This window comes from uncultured Alsobacter sp. (genome assembly GCF_945952055.1).
Taxonomy (GTDB): Bacteria; Pseudomonadota; Alphaproteobacteria; order Rhizobiales; family Beijerinckiaceae; genus Alsobacter.
The window spans coordinates 61,487-76,961 of sequence record NZ_CAMFHB010000033.1 but is presented as its reverse complement, the minus strand read 5'-3'; the positions used below and the strand labels follow the sequence as shown (position 1 = coordinate 76,961).

16 protein-coding genes are annotated in these 15,475 nt (G+C 68.4%); 6 read left to right on the top strand and 10 right to left on the bottom strand.

From position 1 onward, the window contains the following. Positions 1–592: response regulator transcription factor CtrA (gene ctrA, locus Q0Q47_RS21465; RefSeq protein WP_293864562.1), on the bottom strand; the 592-nt coding region annotated here is incomplete at its 3' end. Between the two features lie 371 nt (positions 593–963). Between ctrA and fliI the strand changes: the two genes are divergently transcribed. Beyond that, positions 964–2,298, top strand: a complete 1,335-nt coding sequence (gene fliI / locus Q0Q47_RS21460; RefSeq protein ID WP_293864559.1) for a flagellar protein export ATPase FliI — start codon at positions 964–966, stop codon at positions 2,296–2,298. Positions 2,299–2,363: 65 nt separating this feature from the next. Then, positions 2,364–2,780: a flagellar export protein FliJ gene (fliJ, locus tag Q0Q47_RS21455; protein WP_293864556.1), complete on the top strand. Its 417-nt coding sequence runs from the start codon at positions 2,364–2,366 to the stop codon at positions 2,778–2,780. A gap of 67 nt (positions 2,781–2,847) precedes the next feature. On the opposite strand, the gene Q0Q47_RS21450 is transcribed toward fliJ, so the two are convergent. Beyond that, a complete protein-coding gene (locus Q0Q47_RS21450) occupies positions 2,848–3,456 on the bottom strand; it encodes a GNAT family N-acetyltransferase (protein WP_293864553.1) in 609 nt (202 codons plus the stop codon). 155 nt (positions 3,457–3,611) lie between these two features. On the opposite strand from Q0Q47_RS21450, the gene Q0Q47_RS21445 reads away from it, so the two are divergent. Together Q0Q47_RS21445 and Q0Q47_RS21440 are read left to right on the top strand one after the other, a co-directional pair. After that, positions 3,612–4,649, top strand: a complete 1,038-nt coding sequence (locus Q0Q47_RS21445; RefSeq protein ID WP_293864550.1) for a YbhN family protein — start codon at positions 3,612–3,614, stop codon at positions 4,647–4,649. 16 nt (positions 4,650–4,665) lie between these two features. After that, the gene (locus tag Q0Q47_RS21440) at positions 4,666–5,490 is read left to right on the top strand and encodes a class I SAM-dependent methyltransferase (protein ID WP_293864547.1); all 825 of its coding nucleotides are present in this window, start codon (positions 4,666–4,668) and stop codon (positions 5,488–5,490) included. Between the two features lie 69 nt (positions 5,491–5,559). Here the strand turns inward: Q0Q47_RS21440 and flhA are convergent, their stop codons facing one another. After that, complete coding sequence (flhA, locus tag Q0Q47_RS21435; RefSeq protein ID WP_293864544.1) at positions 5,560–7,695, bottom strand: flagellar biosynthesis protein FlhA; 2,136 nt, start codon at positions 7,693–7,695, stop codon at positions 5,560–5,562. Between the two features lie 289 nt (positions 7,696–7,984). Here flhA and msrA point away from each other — a divergent pair, with 289 nt between their 5' ends. Together msrA and msrB are read left to right on the top strand one after the other, a co-directional pair. Further along, positions 7,985–8,635 (top strand): peptide-methionine (S)-S-oxide reductase MsrA, encoded by a 651-nt coding sequence (msrA, locus tag Q0Q47_RS21430; protein WP_293864571.1) that lies wholly within the window; start codon positions 7,985–7,987, stop codon positions 8,633–8,635. A gap of 23 nt (positions 8,636–8,658) precedes the next feature. Beyond that, positions 8,659–9,066 carry a peptide-methionine (R)-S-oxide reductase MsrB gene (gene msrB, locus Q0Q47_RS21425; RefSeq protein WP_293864541.1) on the top strand — a complete coding sequence of 136 codons (408 nt, stop codon included), beginning with the start codon at positions 8,659–8,661 and terminating at the stop codon, positions 9,064–9,066. Positions 9,067–9,131: 65 nt separating this feature from the next. On the opposite strand, the gene Q0Q47_RS21420 is transcribed toward msrB, so the two are convergent. From Q0Q47_RS21420 to Q0Q47_RS21390, 7 genes are all read right to left on the bottom strand, one after another. Then, positions 9,132–10,493, bottom strand: a complete 1,362-nt coding sequence (locus Q0Q47_RS21420; RefSeq protein WP_293864538.1) for a sigma-54 dependent transcriptional regulator — start codon at positions 10,491–10,493, stop codon at positions 9,132–9,134. Between the two features lie 49 nt (positions 10,494–10,542). Beyond that, the gene (gene fliN / locus Q0Q47_RS21415; protein WP_293864568.1) at positions 10,543–10,824 is read right to left on the bottom strand and encodes a flagellar motor switch protein FliN; all 282 of its coding nucleotides are present in this window, start codon (positions 10,822–10,824) and stop codon (positions 10,543–10,545) included. 84 nt (positions 10,825–10,908) lie between these two features. After that, positions 10,909–11,529 carry a FliH/SctL family protein gene (locus tag Q0Q47_RS21410; protein ID WP_293864535.1) on the bottom strand — a complete coding sequence of 207 codons (621 nt, stop codon included), beginning with the start codon at positions 11,527–11,529 and terminating at the stop codon, positions 10,909–10,911. After that, positions 11,526–12,542 (bottom strand): flagellar motor switch protein FliG, encoded by a 1,017-nt coding sequence (gene fliG / locus Q0Q47_RS21405; protein ID WP_293864532.1) that lies wholly within the window; start codon positions 12,540–12,542, stop codon positions 11,526–11,528. Before fliG ends, Q0Q47_RS21410 begins: the two co-directional genes overlap by 4 nt. Before the next feature lie 7 nt (positions 12,543–12,549). Further along, positions 12,550–14,223: a flagellar basal-body MS-ring/collar protein FliF gene (gene fliF, locus Q0Q47_RS21400; RefSeq protein ID WP_293864529.1), complete on the bottom strand. Its 1,674-nt coding sequence runs from the start codon at positions 14,221–14,223 to the stop codon at positions 12,550–12,552. Positions 14,224–14,399: 176 nt separating this feature from the next. After that, positions 14,400–14,675, bottom strand: coding sequence for a DUF1153 domain-containing protein (locus tag Q0Q47_RS21395; protein WP_293864526.1), 276 nt, complete (start codon positions 14,673–14,675; stop codon positions 14,400–14,402). A 110-nt stretch (positions 14,676–14,785) separates the two neighbouring features. Next, on the bottom strand, positions 14,786–15,469 hold the full coding sequence (locus Q0Q47_RS21390; protein WP_293864523.1) for a flagellar hook capping FlgD N-terminal domain-containing protein: 684 nt from the start codon (positions 15,467–15,469) through the stop codon (positions 14,786–14,788). Between the last annotated feature and the right edge of the window lie 6 nt (positions 15,470–15,475).

Below are 15,475 nucleotides of genomic sequence, written 5' to 3'. Positions count from 1 at the left end.
GCAGCTTGCAGATGAAGACGTCGATGATCTTCAGCTCGGGCTCGTCCATGCCGCCGTAGAGATGATTGAGGAACATCTCCTTGGTCAGCGTCGTGCCCTTGCGCAGGCTCAACAGCTCCAGCATCTGGTATTCCTTGCCGGTCAGATGCACGCGGGAGCCGGACACCTCGACCGTCTTCTGGTCGAGATTGACGATCAGGTCGCCCGTCGTGATCACCGACTGGGCATGGCCCTTCGAACGGCGCACGATGGCGTGGATGCGCGCGACGAGCTCGTCCTTGTGGAAGGGCTTCGTCAGGTAGTCGTCGGCACCGAAGCCCAGGCCGCGAACCTTGTCCTCGATGCCGGCAAGGCCGGAGAGGATGAGGATGGGCGTCTTGACCTTGGCCACCCGCAGGCTGCGCAGCACCTCGTAGCCCGACATGTCGGGGAGGTTCAGGTCCAGCAGGATGATGTCGTAGTCGTAGAGCTTCCCGAGGTCGATGCCTTCTTCCCCGAGGTCCGTCGTGTAGACGTTGAAATTCTCGGACTTCAGCATCAGCTCGATGCTCTGCGCGGTCGCGCTGTCGTCCTCAATGAGCAAAACGCGCATGATCAGCTCTCCAAGCCCGCCTTAGTCCCTGACATCAGCTACAGCCGGGACCATCCGGCGGAGCCCCGCGGTCAACCCCCCGGCCGACCGTACCGTTCCGACATTGGACGCTAGTCCACAACCACTATCAAAACCTGATTCTGCGCCGCAAGGGTCAATATGCACGCAACTGACGTTTCGTGCTAAACGTCTGCGACCGTTGCAGAAAGAACCCGATCTCAAGTTCATGTGTTGGTTCAAGACTCACGTCTAACCGACTCCCGTGACTCGCAGGTTCCCACCACGCGGGGGAGCAGTGGGGCGACACACGGTTTCGGTACGTTCATTGTTAACTGGTCGGGTAAATGAATCGTTACGCAGAGGAAAAACTCGTGAACGAACCGTCGGGCGCGCTGTCGGCACTGCGGATCGAGGTCGATGGAATCGACCCGACGACGGTGTACGGACGCGTGTCGAGCGTTCGCGGACTGATGATTGAAGTGGCGGGTCCGCTGCACGCCATGCATGTGGGCGGCCTCGTCGATCTGGAGGTCGCCCCGGGCCGGATCGTGCCGAGCGAGGTGGTCGGCTTTTCGGGCGATCGCGCCCTCGTGATGCCGTTCGGCACCGTGGAGGGCCTGCGCCGGGGCTGCCGCGCCGTGGTCCGTGGCGGGGAGGGCGGCGTGCGCCCGACCGCCGGGTGGCTCGGCCGGGTGGTCAACGCCATGGGCGAACCGGTGGACGGCAAGGGGCCCCTGCCGGCCGGCCCGCGGCTGGTGCCCTTCCGCAACGCTCCGCCGTCCGCCCATGCGCGGCGTCGCGTCGGGGCGCCGCTGGATCTGGGCGTGCGCGCGCTCAACGTGTTCGCGACCTGTTGCACGGGTCAGCGCATGGGCATCTTCGCCGGGTCGGGCGTGGGAAAGTCGGTGCTCCTGTCGATGCTGGCGCGCAACGCGCTCGCCGACGTGTCGGTGATCGGGCTCATCGGAGAACGCGGACGCGAGGTGCAGGAGTTCCTGCAGGAGGACCTGGGCGAGATGGGTCTGGCGCGGTCCGTCGTCGTGGTGGCCACGTCGGACGAACCGGCCCTGATGCGCCGGCAGGCGGCCTACCTCACGCTGGCACTGGCCGAATACTTCCGCGACGAGGACCTCCAGGTCCTGTGCATGATGGACAGCGTGACGCGCTTCGCCATGGCCCAGCGCGAGGTCGGCTTGGCCGCGGGCGAGCCCCCGACCACCAAGGGCTACACGCCGACCGTCTTCACCGAACTGCCGAAGCTCCTGGAGCGTGCGGGTCCCGGCATCGGGGCCGGCGGCATCACCGGCATCTTCACGGTGCTCGTGGACGGCGACGACCACAACGAGCCGGTCGCGGACGCAGTCCGCGGCATTCTCGACGGTCACATCGTCATGGAACGGGCCATCGCGGAGCGCGGACGCTATCCGGCCATCAACGTCCTCAAGACGGTCTCGCGCACCATGCCCCGGTCCTGCGACCCGGTGTTCTGGCCCGTGGTGCAGGATGCCCGGCAGGCGATGGCCACGTATTCGGACATGGAGGAACTGATCAGGCTCGGCGCCTACCGCACCGGATCGTCCGCTGAAGTGGACCGCGCGATCCGATTGAACGGGCCACTCGAAGAATTCCTCAAGCAAGGTAAGGAAGAGTCAACCTCGCTGAGCGATGGTTATCACCGTCTCGCGGAGATCATGACCTCGCCATGAGGGCGTGATCGCCAATCCGATGCATGGCCGTTCCCGACCGGCCTTCGAGGGGTGAGTAAACCGACATGAAGTCGCGTGAAACCATCATGCGCCTCAAGCGCTTCCAGGTCGACGAAAAGCGTCGCCGCGTGGCGCAGATCGAAATGATGATCGCCGATTTCGATCGGATGGCGACCGACCTCGAGCGCGAGATCGCGATGGAGGAACAGCGGGCGGGCATCTCGGACAAGGCGCATTTCGCCTATCCCACCTACGCGCGTGCCGCCATGCAGCGCCGCGAGAACCTGCAGCGCTCGGCCGAGGAGCTGAAAGGCCAGCTCGGCGACGCGCGCCGCGAACTCGAGGAGGCGTTCGAGGAGCTCAAGAAGTTCGAGATTCTCGACGACCGCGAGCAGGCCCGCGAACGTGCGACCGAGGCGGCCCGCGACCAGACCGAACTCGACCGCATCGGCCTGGCCATGCGCGGCTTTGCCCGCGCCTGAGCCGCCCGCGTCGGCAGCGACTTTCGAAGCGGCGTCCGGCCTGGCCGGGCGCCGTTTTCACGTGCGCTCACGCCTCGCGCAGCGGGATCTCGGGGAAGGCGTGACGCGGCAGGGCTCCCGTCAGCCGCGGATCGTCGGCGATCTCGATGCCGAGCTTGTAGGGCACGAATCCGGACCGCCGGTAGAAGCCGACGGCGCCCGGATGATCGAGCGTGCAGGTGTGGAGCCAGAAGCGCTCGACCGGGGCGGACCACGCCATCGCCTGGGCATGGTTCATCAGGCCTCGCCCATAGCCCCGGCCCACGAAGGCCTCCGTCAGCCCGAAATAGACGATCTCGGCCTCGCCCGCGATTCGGAAGTCGATCTCCAGGAGGCCGGCATCGACGCCGTCGACGTGGGCGGCGAAGGCATGGATGCCGGGATCGTCCAGAAGCGCGGCGAGCGCGTCCGGCGCGATGCCGAGGCGGGAGAACCAGAACCACGCCTCGCCGATCCGGCGATAGATCGCACGGTAGCGATCGGCATCGGCACCGCGCAGACGGACCAGCTGGATCTGGTCGTCCGGCACCGGAACGGGGGAGGGACGCCGCATCTCCAGGTACGTCACCACGGAGGCGATCTTGCCGGGAGGGACGTCGGTCGTCCCGTCGAGGTCGAAAAGGCCACGCGCTGTCATGCGACACATCTAGCAAAGCTGCCGGGGCGAGTCTGCCCGGCCCGCCGGATGCCCGCACCCCGGATCCGGTGCGCCGGGGGCCTTGCCCTTGCGGCACGGGTGATGCACTGATGCGGCAACAGCCCTCGAGGGGCGGACCAAAGGGTCCGTCAGTCATGAAACGGATCCTGGATTTCTTCTGGCCTGCGTTGGGCCTGGTCGCGGTCGTCTGGTCGGTCCGGCTCCTGTACGGGAAGCTGAAGGCGGAGGCGGCGACCGATGCCGCCACAAAGGCGCTTCTCGACGCGGGCGACGTGTGGGCGAACATCGCTGTCATCGCCAGCGTCATCGGCCACAAGATCGCGGACATTCCGCCCTCCGGCTACCTGCTGGCGGGTCTGTCGACGCTGCTCGCCTACGCCGCCCTCGCCTGGTACGACCGCATCGCCCTCCTGCACCTCAACCGGGCCAAGGGCATCTCCTGGATCTATATTTCCGTCTGTTCCTTCGTCACTTACGCGCTGTCGCACAATATCGGCGCCTCGGTCTTCTCGGGCGGGATGGTGCGCTTTCGCGCCTACACCGCGAAGGGCCTCTCGCCGGCGGAAGTGGCGCTGCTGGTGGCGCTGTGCTCCTTCACCTTCGGGTTCGGCACCATCCTCCTGCTCGGCCTCGTGCTGGTGGGGGAGCCGCAGATCCTGAAGCCGATGGTGACGCTCGCGCCCTGGTTCGCGATCAGCGAAACGATGGCGCGCGTGATCGGCAGCGGCCTGCTGGCGTTCTGCGCGCTGTACACCCTCGGGTCCTGGCTGCATTTCAAGCCGCTCAAGGTCGGCTCGTTCGAAATCGTCTATCCGCGGCTGGGGATTGTGGCGCGACAGTACGTCGCGGCTCCGCTCGAGCTTGTCGGCGCCGCCGGCATCATCTACTTCGCGCTTCCGGTGGACGGGAACCCGGGCTTCTTCATCGTGCTCGGCGCCTTCCTCTTGTCCTTCTCGGCCGGGCTCCTGTCGCAGGTTCCCGGCGGCGTGGGCGTCATGGAAGCCGTGTTCCTGGCCATCATGCCGACCATGCCGGCGCCCGCCGTGTTCGCCGCCCTGCTCGTCTGGCGGCTGTTCTACCTGATCCTGCCGCTGGTCTTCTCGCTTCCGGTCGTGCTGCTCTTCGAGCGCTCGCAACTGGCCCGAGGCGCGCAGGACGCTCCGCCGACCTGAGCCCGGGGAACGGCCCGTGAAGGCCCTGCGCCGCCTCGGCTTCGGTCTCGCCACCATCACGGGCCTCGCTCGGCGAGGCTTCTTCATCCCGTACCGCTACGCGGAGACCGTGCGCGAGCGCGGCTATCCGGCGCTCGAGCCGGTCTTCGCGGCCGCCGAACCGGCAATGCGCGAGGTTCTCGCCGCGGTCGCCTCGCTGCGCGCCGATCTCGCGGCGATCGGCGCCGACGGCGGCGCGGCCCGCTGGAACCAGTCCTGGTTCCCTCCGCTCGACGCCGCGGCCGCCTACGCGATCGTTCGCTCCCGGGCGCCGCGTCGGATCGTGGAGATCGGATCCGGGCACTCCACGCGCTTCATGGCCCGCGCCGTCGCTGACGGCGGGCTCGACACCCGCATCTTGTGCATCGACCCGGCCCCGCGCGCCTCGCTCGCCAGCTTGGGCGTCGCCCACCGTCCGCGCGTGTTCGGCGACGCCGACATTCCCGACATCGAGACGCTTTGCCCCGGTGACATCCTGTTCATCGACTCCAGCCACGTCGCCATGCCGGGCACCGACGTCGACCGGCTGTTCCTCGACGTGCTGCCGCGCCTCGCGCAAGGCGTGCTGGTGCACGTCCACGACATCCTGCTGCCGGACGCCTATCCGGCGGAATGGGCCTGGCGGGGCTACAACGAGCAGACCGTGGTGGGGGCGCTGCTGCTCGGCGGCGGGTGGGACATGGTGTTCGCGAGCCACTATGCGGCCACGCGCCTGAAGGACGACGTGTCTGCCGGCATGCCGCCTGAGGTCCGCCCCCCATCGGGCGCTACCGAGACGAGCCTCTGGCTTCGGAAGCGTTGACGTCGACGGCTGCGGCATTCTTGGCCAGCCCAGCTCGCACCATCTGCGAGATCCGGCGACCTGCGCTCGTCAGATGCTCCCCACCGTCTTCAGCCGCACGCGCGGGTGGATCTCCGCCTGGGACATCACCGGCGTCTCGCGGCGGAAGCGCTCGATGATCGAGCGGGCGAAGGGGCGGACATAGGCCGAGGTCACGAGGACCGGCATCTCGCCGAGGCGGGCGGCGTCCTCGAACCGGTCGCGCACCAGGTTCACGAACTCCTGCAGGCGCGAGGGCTGCATGGCAAGGTGCTTGTCGTCGCCCTGGCCGACGATGGACTCGGCGAAGATCGTCTCCCAGGCCGGCGACAGCGTGATGATGGGCAACTGCCCCTGGGGGCCCGTGTGCTGCGCGCAGATCTGGCGGGCGAGGCGTTGACGCACGATCTCGGTGATCTCGCGGGCGTTCTTGGTGGCGTTCACGGCGTCGGCGATGCCTTCCAGGATGGTGCCGAGGTCGCGGATCGAGACGCGCTCGGAGAGCAGGTTCTGCAGCACGCGCTGGATCCCGGTCATCGGCATCTGCTGGGGCACGAGGTCCTTCACGAGGTCGCCGTGTTCCTTCGGCAGGTCCTTGAGCAGCTTCTGCAGCTCGACGAAGGAGAGAAGTTCGCCGACATTGCCCTTGATGATCTCGGTGAGGTGGGTGGAGACGACGGTCGCCGCGTCCACCACCGTGTAGCCGCGCATCTGGGCGTCGTCGCGCAGGCTCGAGTCGATCCAGGTCGCGGGCAGGCCGAAGGTCGGCTCGATGGTGTGCTGGCCCGGCAGCTGGATCATGCCGCCCATCGGGTCGATGGCCATGAACTGGCCCGGGAAGACCTGCCCCTGGCCGGCGTCCACTTCCTTGACCTTGATGACGTAGTTGTTGGCCTCGAGCTGGACGTTGTCGAGGATCCGGACCGAGGGCATGACGAACCCCATCTCGGCGGCCAGCGTGCGGCGAAGCGCCTTGATCTGCTCGGTCAGGCGGTCCGAACCGTCCGGGCTGTTGACGAGCGGCAGCAGGGCGTAGCCGATCTCGATCTTCAGCTCGTCCATCTTCAGGACGTCGCCGATCGGCTCTTCCTTGGCGGCGGTGACGGCCTTGGGGTCGACGGGCTTGGCGGCCTCGGCTTCGATCGCCTCGCGCTGGACGAGCCAGAGGCGGCGCGCCAGGTAGGCGGCGCCCGCGGCCAGGCCGAAGAACGGGACCATGGGGATCCCGGGCAGGAAGCCGAGCGCAGCCATGACCAGCGCCGCCATGCCCATGGCCTTGGGCATGGTGGCGAGCTGCTTGGCGATGGCCTTGTCGGCCGAGCCCCGGACGCCGGCCTTGGACACGAGCAGGCCGGCCGCCGTGGAGACGATGAGCGCGGGGACCTGGGTGACGAGGCCGTCACCCACCGTGAGCAGCGTGTAGGACTGGGCGGCGGCCGAGAAGGACATGCCCTGCTGGGCGACGCCGATGATGATGCCGCCCACAACGTTGATGAAGGTGATGAGCAGCCCGGCGATGGCGTCGCCGCGCACGAACTTGGACGCACCGTCCATGGAGCCGAAGAACGAGGACTCGTCTTCCAGCGCCTTGCGGCGGGCCTTCGCCCCCGCCTCGTCGATGAGGCCGGCGGAGAGGTCCGCGTCGATCGCCATCTGCTTGCCGGGCATGGCGTCGAGGGTGAAGCGGGCCGCGACCTCGGCGATGCGCCCCGAGCCTTTGGTGATGACGACGAAGTTCACCACCAGCAGGATCGCGAAGACGACCACGCCGATGACGAAGTTCCCGCCCATCACGAAGTGGCCGAAGGCTTCGATGACGTGGCCGGCGGCGCCCGTGCCCGTGTGCCCGTTGGACAGGATGAGGCGGGTCGAGGCGAGGTTCAGCGACAGCCGCAGCATCGTCGAGATGAGCAGCACTGTCGGGAAGGAGGAGAACTCCAGTGGCTGCTCGATGAAGAGCGCCGTCATCAGGATCAGGACGGACAGGATGATCGACACGGCCAGAAGCATGTCGAGCACGAACGGGGGCAGGGGCAGGATGAGCACCACCAGGATGCCCATGACCGCCAGCGCCAGGCCGATGTCCGACCGCTTCGACAGGCGCGAGAAGGTGCCGAGCGTCGGCAAGGCGAACGTCTGCCCCCCGCGCCCGTCCGCTCCTCCTGCTGCCGCCGTCACGTCGCTCATGCCGCCTCCAGGCGCCGAAAGGGCGTCCGGACGGACTCCCCCACCAGGCAAGTTTTGCCGGGTGCATGGTTAGCGCGGCGTTAACGGGACGGCCCGTGCATCACGCGACTGTCATCGCGCGCCGGCCGGGTTGATTTGCAGCCGCCCGCCGCGGGAGCCATTGTCCGCTCCCGGCCGTGCCGGACGCCAGCAGGGAGAGACCGCGATGACGAAGACACCCTCGAACCGCCTCGTGCCCTGGCTGCGGGGAGCCGCGGTCGCCGGCGTCGTCCTGGCGGGCGCGGCCGCGATGCTGGTCAACCGCGGCGCCTCCGCCGAGGACTTCCGGCTCGTGCCGGCGGTCGCGCTCGACGAGGCCGTCGACGCCCCCGGCACCCGCACCGCCGTCTTCGCCGGCGGCTGCTTCTGGGGTGTCCAGGGCGTGTTCCAGCACGTCGAGGGCGTCGTCTCGGCCGTGTCGGGCTATGCCGGCGGGCAGGCCGCGACGGCGCACTACGACATGGTGGGCAGCGGCAGGACCGGTCATGCCGAGGCGGTCGAGGTCGTGTACGATCCGCGCAAGGTCACCTATGGCGACCTCCTGCGCATCTTCTTCTCGGTCGCCCACGACCCCACCCAGCTCGACCGCCAGGGCCCGGACCACGGTCCGCAATACCGATCGGCGATCTTCCCGCGCTCGGCCGACCAGACGCGCGTGGCCAAGGCTTATATCGAGCAGCTCGGCCGGGACCATGCCTTCCATGCCCCGATCGTGACGCGCATCGAGGCGGACAAGGCCTTCTATCCGGCCGAGGCCTATCACCAGGACTTCCTGGAACTCAATCCCGGCTATCCCTATATCGTCATCAACGATCTGCCCAAGGTCGCAGCGCTTCAGACGCTGTTTCCCCGGCAGTACAGGGCCAAGCCGGTGCTGGTGTCCGCCAAGGCGGGCCAGTAGCCGGACTCGAAGGGACACACCGCATGACCACCGCCACGAAGACCTACCCCGTCACCCGCACCGACGCGGAATGGCGCGCGATGCTCACGCCGGAGCAGTTCGCGGTGATGCGCCAGCACGCCACCGAGCGCCCCGGCAGCTGCGCGCTGCTCTACGAGAAGAGGGCAGGGCGGTTTTCCTGCGCCGGATGCGACCAGCCGCTGTTCGAATCCAAGCTCAAGTTCGAGAGCGGCACGGGCTGGCCGAGCTTCAACGATCCCGTGCCCGGCTCGGTCGAGACGCTGACCGACCGTTCGCACGGCATGGTGCGCACCGAGGTGCACTGCGCGCGCTGCGGCTCGCACCTGGGGCACGTCTTCCCCGACGGTCCCCCGCCCACGGGCCTGCGCTACTGCATCAACGGCGTGGCGCTGAACTTCGAGCCGGCGTGAGGGCCGCGTTGCCGCTTCGCTGACGACGCAGACCGACGCGCGCCCACCTCTCCGCCGTCCGCTCCTCAGGTCCCCGTGATCCGCGCCTCGCCGGGGCCCGGCACGGGGATGCCCTCGGCCGTGTATTCGTTGAGCTTGTTGCGCAGCGTGCGGATCGAGATGCCGAGGATCTTGGCCGCGTGGGTGCGGTTGCCCAGGCAGTGGTCCAGCGTGTCGAGGATGAGCTCGCGCTCGACCTCGGCCACCGTCCGGCCCACCAGGGCGCGCGCCGTGGCCTCGGCCGTCGCGGCGGCGCGCTCCGCCGGGTCGCGGCCAGCCGCGGCGAGGCTCTCGCCCTCCGGGGTGAGCACGGCGTCGATGCCGATCTCGGGACCCGTGGCCAGCAGCACCGCCCGGTGGAGGGTGTTCTCCAGCTCGCGCACGTTGCCGCGCCAGGGGTTGGCGAGCAGCATGCGGCGGGCATCGGGCGACAGCGGCCGCTCCGGCACGCCGTTCAGCTCGGCATATTTGCGGATGAAGTGGTTCGCCAGCTCCAGGATGTCCTGCGTGCGCTCCCGCAGCGGCGGGATCTTCAGGTGCACCACGTTGAGGCGGTAGAACAGGTCCTCGCGGAACGTCCCCTTGCGCACCTCGTCGGCGAGCAGCCGGTTCGACGTGGCGATGATCCGGATGTCGACCGGCACCGGCTTGGTGCCGCCCACCCGGTCGATCACCCGCTCCTGGATGGCGCGCAGGAGCTTCGCCTGCAGGCGGATGTCCATTTCGGAGATCTCGTCCAGCAGCAGCGTGCCGCCGTCGGCCTCCTCGAACTTGCCGACGCGCCGCGCCACCGCGCCGGTGAAGGCGCCCTTCTCGTGTCCGAACAGCTCGGATTCGAGCAGGTTGTCGGGAATCGCGGCGCAGTTCACCGAGACGAACGGCTTGTCCTTGCGGTTCGACTTGGAGTGGACGAGCCGCGCGACCACCTCCTTGCCGGTGCCGCTCTCGCCGGTGACCAGGATCGACGCCTCCGAGCGCGCGATCTGCTCGGCCAGGCGCACGACCCGGCCCATGGCCTCGTCGCGGAAGATCAGGGCGCGGCTGTCGCGCGCCACCGCCTCGATGACGGCCGCGATCAGCTCGGGATCCGGCGGCAGGGGGATGTATTCCCTTGCGCCCGACTGGATGGCCAGCACCGCGGCCCGCGTGTCGGTGCCGGTGCCGCAGGCCACGATGGGCGTACGGATGCGCTCCGCCTCGAAGCGGGTCACCAGGTCGCGCACCGACAGGACGACGTCGATCATCACCAGGTCGGCGCCCTTGGCGCGCATGACGGCGAGGGCCTGGTCGACGCTCTCGGCATTGGTGACCGTGGCGCCGCGATCCATGGCGATGCGGGTGGCGAGGGACAGCTGGCCCTTCAGCGTTCCGACGATGAGAAGCCGCATGGTTCAGTCTCCTGTCCGCATCGGTCCGGGATGGGTCATCGCCACGGGCTCACCGGTCCGACTTGATGATTTCGGTCATGGTCACGCCCAGGCGGTCGTCCACCAGCACGACCTCGCCGCGGGCGACCAGACGGTCGTTGACGAAGATGTCGATGGCCTCGCCGACGCGACGGTCCAGCTCGAGCACGGTGCCCGGCCCCAGGCGCAGCAGCTCGCCGATTTCCAGCTTGGTGCGGCCGAGCACCGCCGACACGTTCACCGGCACGTCGAACACGTGCTCGAGGTCCTCGGCGACCTTGCTGTGCACGGGTTCCTGCTGCCCCACGCTCATGGGCGTGCCGCCCTCCATGCCGGGGTCGCCGGCCTTGAGGTTGGGAAGCGGAATGTCGTCGGGGCCTGGCATGGTCGGGCTCCTTTACTCGGCGTCGCGGCCGGTCACGCCCACGTGGCGGGCGATCGACGCGGCGATCTGGGAAGTCAGGGTGCGGGCGTCGCGCGTGACGCCGCCGTCAGCCCATTCGAGGCGGAAATCGCCGCCTTGCATGTCCGGGTCGCCCAGGACGATCAGGCGTCCCTCGAAGCCACGCTGGGCGGCCAGGCGGTCGAGGCTGGACTTGGCGCGGTCGACATGCTCCTGCGGCAGCGTCACCACCACGTGCGGGGTGCCGACGAGGTGACGGAAGCACTCTGCCGCGGACTCCATCAGCGGGCCCAGCGGCTGCTGCGCGACGAGGTCGCCGGCGAGCTTGCCGGCGAAGGCCAGCGCCAGCTCCGCGGCCTCGCGCTCGAAGCGCAGCCGCTCCTCGTCGAGATGCGCGAGGATCCGGCCGGCCTGCGCGGCGATCTGCTCCATGGCATGGGCCGCGCGCATGGCGGCCTCCTCCTCGGCCTCGCGCCGGCCCTCGAGGACGCCGCGCGCGAAGCCCTGGTGCTCGGCCTCCTCGAGCTTCTGCTGGTCGGCGGCGCGGCGCGAACCGCCCGAGCGCCGCTCGCTGCTGAACTCCTCGTCGAAGGAGAACTTCTGGGCGCGGATCACAGGATCACCTCGTCATGACCGCCCTTGGGAATGATGATGTCGCCCTTGCGCTCCAGCTCGCGCGCGAGCGTCACGACCTTCTGCTGGGCCTCGTCCACGAGCCGCAGGCGCATGGGCCCCAGTGTCGTGAGCTCCTCCTCGAGCATCCGGCCCGCGCGCTTGGACATGTTGCGCATGAAGACGTCCGTCAGCGCGGGCGACGCCCCCTTGAGCGCCTGCGCCAGCACCCTCGTGTCGCAGGCCCGGATCAGCGTCTGGATGCCGGCGGGGTCGAGCGCCAGCAGGCCCTCGAACGTGAACATGCGCGAGCGGATCTTGGCGGCGGAATGCGGGTCGAGCTCCTCGAGCTCGGCGAAGAGCGCCGCCTCGGTGGTCTTGTCGAGGAAGTTGAACACGTCCGCCAGCTGGCCGATGCGGTCGCGCCGCGAGCCGCGGCCGATGGCATTGATGAACTCGGCGCGCAGCGTCGCCTCGATGCTTTCCAGCGTCTTCTTCGGAATCTCGTCGAGGTGGACCATGCGATGGATGATGTCGACCGCCAGATCGGGCGAAAGAAGGGCGAGGATCTTGGCGACCTGCTGGCCGCCCATGCGCGACAGCACCACGGCGCTCGTCTGCGGATGCTCGTTCTTGAGATAATTGGCCACCAGCACGTCGGGGACGTTGCTGAGCTTCTGCCAGACGCTGCGCCCCGCCGGGCCGCGCACGCCGTCCATGATCTGCTCGACCTGGCTGTCGGGCAGCAGCTTGCGCAGCAGCCGTTCGGTCGTCTCGTGGTCGCCCGTGACGGCGACGACGTTGAGCGACTGGACGAACTCCTCCATCAGCGTCTTGACCTGCTCGGGGGCCACCACGCCGAGCTGCGTCATGGCCCCGGTGATGATGCGGATCTCCTCCTCGTCGAGGTGGGACCACACCTGCGACCCGTAGGTTTCGCCGAGGGTCAAAAGCAGGACGGCGGCCCGTTCGGGGCCGGAGATCCTGTTCGTCATGGTCATGCCTGTGATTGCCATTCTTGGCTCATGTTCCTTCGTGGATCCACTGGCGGATGATGGTGGCCGTCGCGGCTGGGTTCTCCTTCACGATGTCGCCGATGCGCTCGATGGACTTGGCCTGGACCTGGCCGTTGACCCGGGCGATCTCCATCATGCGGCCGGCCTCGGACTCGATCATCTGCGCCTGGGCCTGCGCGGCGACGGCGGCCGCGAGCTGGGCGGGATTGGTGCCGGGCGGAGCCGGCCCGGCCACGGCGCCGGCGGCCCCGGCCGCCCCTCCCGCCGCTCCGGCCCCGCCCCGTCCGGCGGGCATGATCGGGCTCAGGATGGAGCGCACCATGGGACGCACCACCACCAGGAGGACGATGAGCGACAGGACCGTCAGGACCGCGAGCTCGATGAGCCGCATCAGGTCGTCCTTGGTCGGCAGGAAGCTGGCCACCAGGCCCTGCGGCGCCGCGTTGTCGATCTGCGCCGGGCCCTCGGCGAAGCGCAGGTTGACGACCTCCACCTGGTCGCCGCGCTTGCCGTCGAAGCCGATGGCCGAGCGCACCAGGGCGGCGATGCGATCGATCTCCTCCTGCGGGCGCGGCTGGTAGCTCACCTCGCCGTTGGCGCTGCGGGCATAGATGCCGTCGACCAGCACCGCGACGGAGAGTTTCTTGACCCGGCCACCCTCCAGCACCTCGGTGCGGGTGGTCTTGGAGATCTCGTAGTTGATGACCTCCTCGGACTTGTTGGTGTTCTCGCGCTGGCCGCCGTTGGCGGCGTTGTTCTGGGCCGCCGGCAGTTCGTTGCCCACCGTCACCTGGCCATTGCCGTCGGCGCTGGCGCTCTGCTCGTTGCGGGTCTGGGTGGAGCGCACGACCCGGCTTTCGGGGTCGAAGCTCTCGGAGGTCTGCTGCACGCGGTTGACGTCGAGCTCGGCCGCGATCTGCACGCGGGTGCGGCCCTGACCGACGACGCTGCCGACGATCTCCTCCACCTGCTGGCGCAGGCGCCGCTCGAAGGACGTCTGCTTCTCGTCCAGCGCCACCGCGGCATTGGCGTCCGCCTGGGCGCCGTCCGCCAGCAGGCGCCCGCGCTCGTCGACGATGGAGATGCGGTCGGGCTTCAGTCCCTCGACGGCGGAGGCCACGAGGTGGCGAATGGCGCGCACCTGGCCGGCGTCCAGCTCGCTCGAGACCTTGAGCACGATCGAGGCGCGGGGCTGCTCGCGGTCGCGCTCGAACAGGCGCCGCTCGGGAATGACGAGGTGGACGCGGGCCGACTGCACCCGGGCCAGCGAGCGGATGGTGCGCGCGAGCTCTCCCTCGAGCGCGCGCAGCGCGTTCACGCCCTGCACGAAGCTGGTGGCGGAGAACGAGTCGCCTTTGTCGAAGATCTCGTAGCCGACGCTGCCCCCCGACGGCATGCCCTTGCTGGCGAGGTCCATGCGCAGGCGGGGGATGCCCTCCTTGGGCACCAGCACCGTGCGCCCGTCGTCACGCAGCTCGTACTTGATGTTGCGGGTGTCGAGTTCCTTGAGGACCGCCGACGTGTCCTCGACGGGGAGGTCCGCGTAGAGCACGCCCATCGCCGGCTGCGACACGCGCAGCATGACGAAGGCGAAGAAGCCGATGAGCGCAAGGGTCACCGCGCCCATGGAGGCGATGCGCCCCGGACCCAGCTTCGTCAGAAGATCGATGAGCCCCTGCAAGCCCGTTCCCCATGCCGTAACACGCCACGCCAAGCGGGCGGGCGCTGGGCAAAAATTGCCCGGTACAGGGTGAACGAAGCGTTAAGATCCGGCAGGGCCTTGGTCCAAAACGAGAAAAGGCGCCAGTGTTTTGGCGCCTTTCTCAACGAAGAGTAGAAAACTTCGGTTCAGTTCGCTCAGTGGCGGTACTGCTGGATCCGCGTGGTGCGCAGACCGGCGAGACCGTGCTGGTCGATCGACGCCTGCCAGGAGAGGAACTCCTCGACCGTCAACGTGTAGCGGTTGCAGGCTTCCTCGAGGCTGAGGAGACCGCCGCGCACCGCGGCGACCACTTCGGCCTTTCGGCGGATGACCCAACGCCGCGTGTTGGCGGGCGGGAGGTCCGCGATGGTCAACGGGCTGCCGTCAGGCCCAATCACGTATTTCACCCTTGGCCGATAGGGTTCTGTCATTGTACGCCCACACACTCAACTGAACACTCTCAGTCATGACCATAAGGCGCCCCCGCTTAAGAATTACCTAAGCGCGATCCGTGGTTTTTGGTGTGGTTGCATGGTTCATGTCACGAGGCCGAGGGCTTGCGCATCGACTTCACCTGGTCGACCGAAACACTCGCCGCGCCGACCTTGAGGGCAGGGGCCGAACCGGACAGATCGACCGAGTCCACGACGCCGACGATCTGCGTCTGGACGTTGACGTCCTTGCCCGTGACGTCGGTGGCCGACACCGAGATCGTGTAGTTGCCATTGGGCGCCCGCGTGCCGTTCGCCGTCTGGCCATCCCAGGTGAAGGACTGGGTGCCGGCGTCCAGCGCCTTGATCTCGCTGTAGACCGTGGCCCCCGTGCTGTCGCGGACGGTGATGGTGGAGCGCGGTGCCGAGCGCGGCACCGTGAGCGTCCAGGAGGCCTTGCCGTTCTCGAGCTTGGTGGTGGTGCCGTCGGCCGTGATCTCCATGCCGACGAAGCCCAGCGCGTTCGTGGCCGTGGAGGCCTTGGTGGCCACCAGCAGCTGCGCCAGCGTGTCGTTGGACTTGATCTGCTGCTCGACCGAGGCGAACTGCACGAGCTGCGCGGTGAACTGGTTGGTGTCCAGCGGATCGAGCGGGCTCTGGTTCTTGAGCTGCGTGGTGAGCAGCGTCAGGAACTGGTCGAAGTTGTTTGCGAGAGACTTCGACGACGAGGCGGTGGACGTGCCCGACGTCGTGCCCGTGCCGGAGGTCGATGAGTTGACGCTGGACGTGGCCATGGCGGC

Coding starts and splice junctions, on each gene's coding strand:
- Q0Q47_RS21420 (WP_293864538.1), bottom strand. CDS start 10,493: ATGCGGCTTCTCATCGTCGGAACGCTGAAGGGCCAGCTGTCCCTCGCC.
- fliN (WP_293864568.1), bottom strand. CDS start 10,824: ATGAGCGTGGGGCAGCAGGAACCCGTGCACAGCAAGGTCGCCGAGGAC.
- msrA (WP_293864571.1), top strand. CDS start 7,985: ATGCTGGTCAACCGCGGCGCCTCCGCCGAGGACTTCCGGCTCGTGCCG.
- Q0Q47_RS21445 (WP_293864550.1), top strand. CDS start 3,612: ATGAAACGGATCCTGGATTTCTTCTGGCCTGCGTTGGGCCTGGTCGCG.
- flhA (WP_293864544.1), bottom strand. CDS start 7,695: ATGAGCGACGTGACGGCGGCAGCAGGAGGAGCGGACGGGCGCGGGGGG.
- msrB (WP_293864541.1), top strand. CDS start 8,659: ATGACCACCGCCACGAAGACCTACCCCGTCACCCGCACCGACGCGGAA.
- Q0Q47_RS21395 (WP_293864526.1), bottom strand. CDS start 14,675: ATGACAGAACCCTATCGGCCAAGGGTGAAATACGTGATTGGGCCTGAC.
- fliJ (WP_293864556.1), top strand. CDS start 2,364: ATGAAGTCGCGTGAAACCATCATGCGCCTCAAGCGCTTCCAGGTCGAC.
- Q0Q47_RS21450 (WP_293864553.1), bottom strand. CDS start 3,456: ATGACAGCGCGTGGCCTTTTCGACCTCGACGGGACGACCGACGTCCCT.
- fliG (WP_293864532.1), bottom strand. CDS start 12,542: ATGGCAATCACAGGCATGACCATGACGAACAGGATCTCCGGCCCCGAA.
- Q0Q47_RS21390 (WP_293864523.1), bottom strand. CDS start 15,469: ATGGCCACGTCCAGCGTCAACTCATCGACCTCCGGCACGGGCACGACG.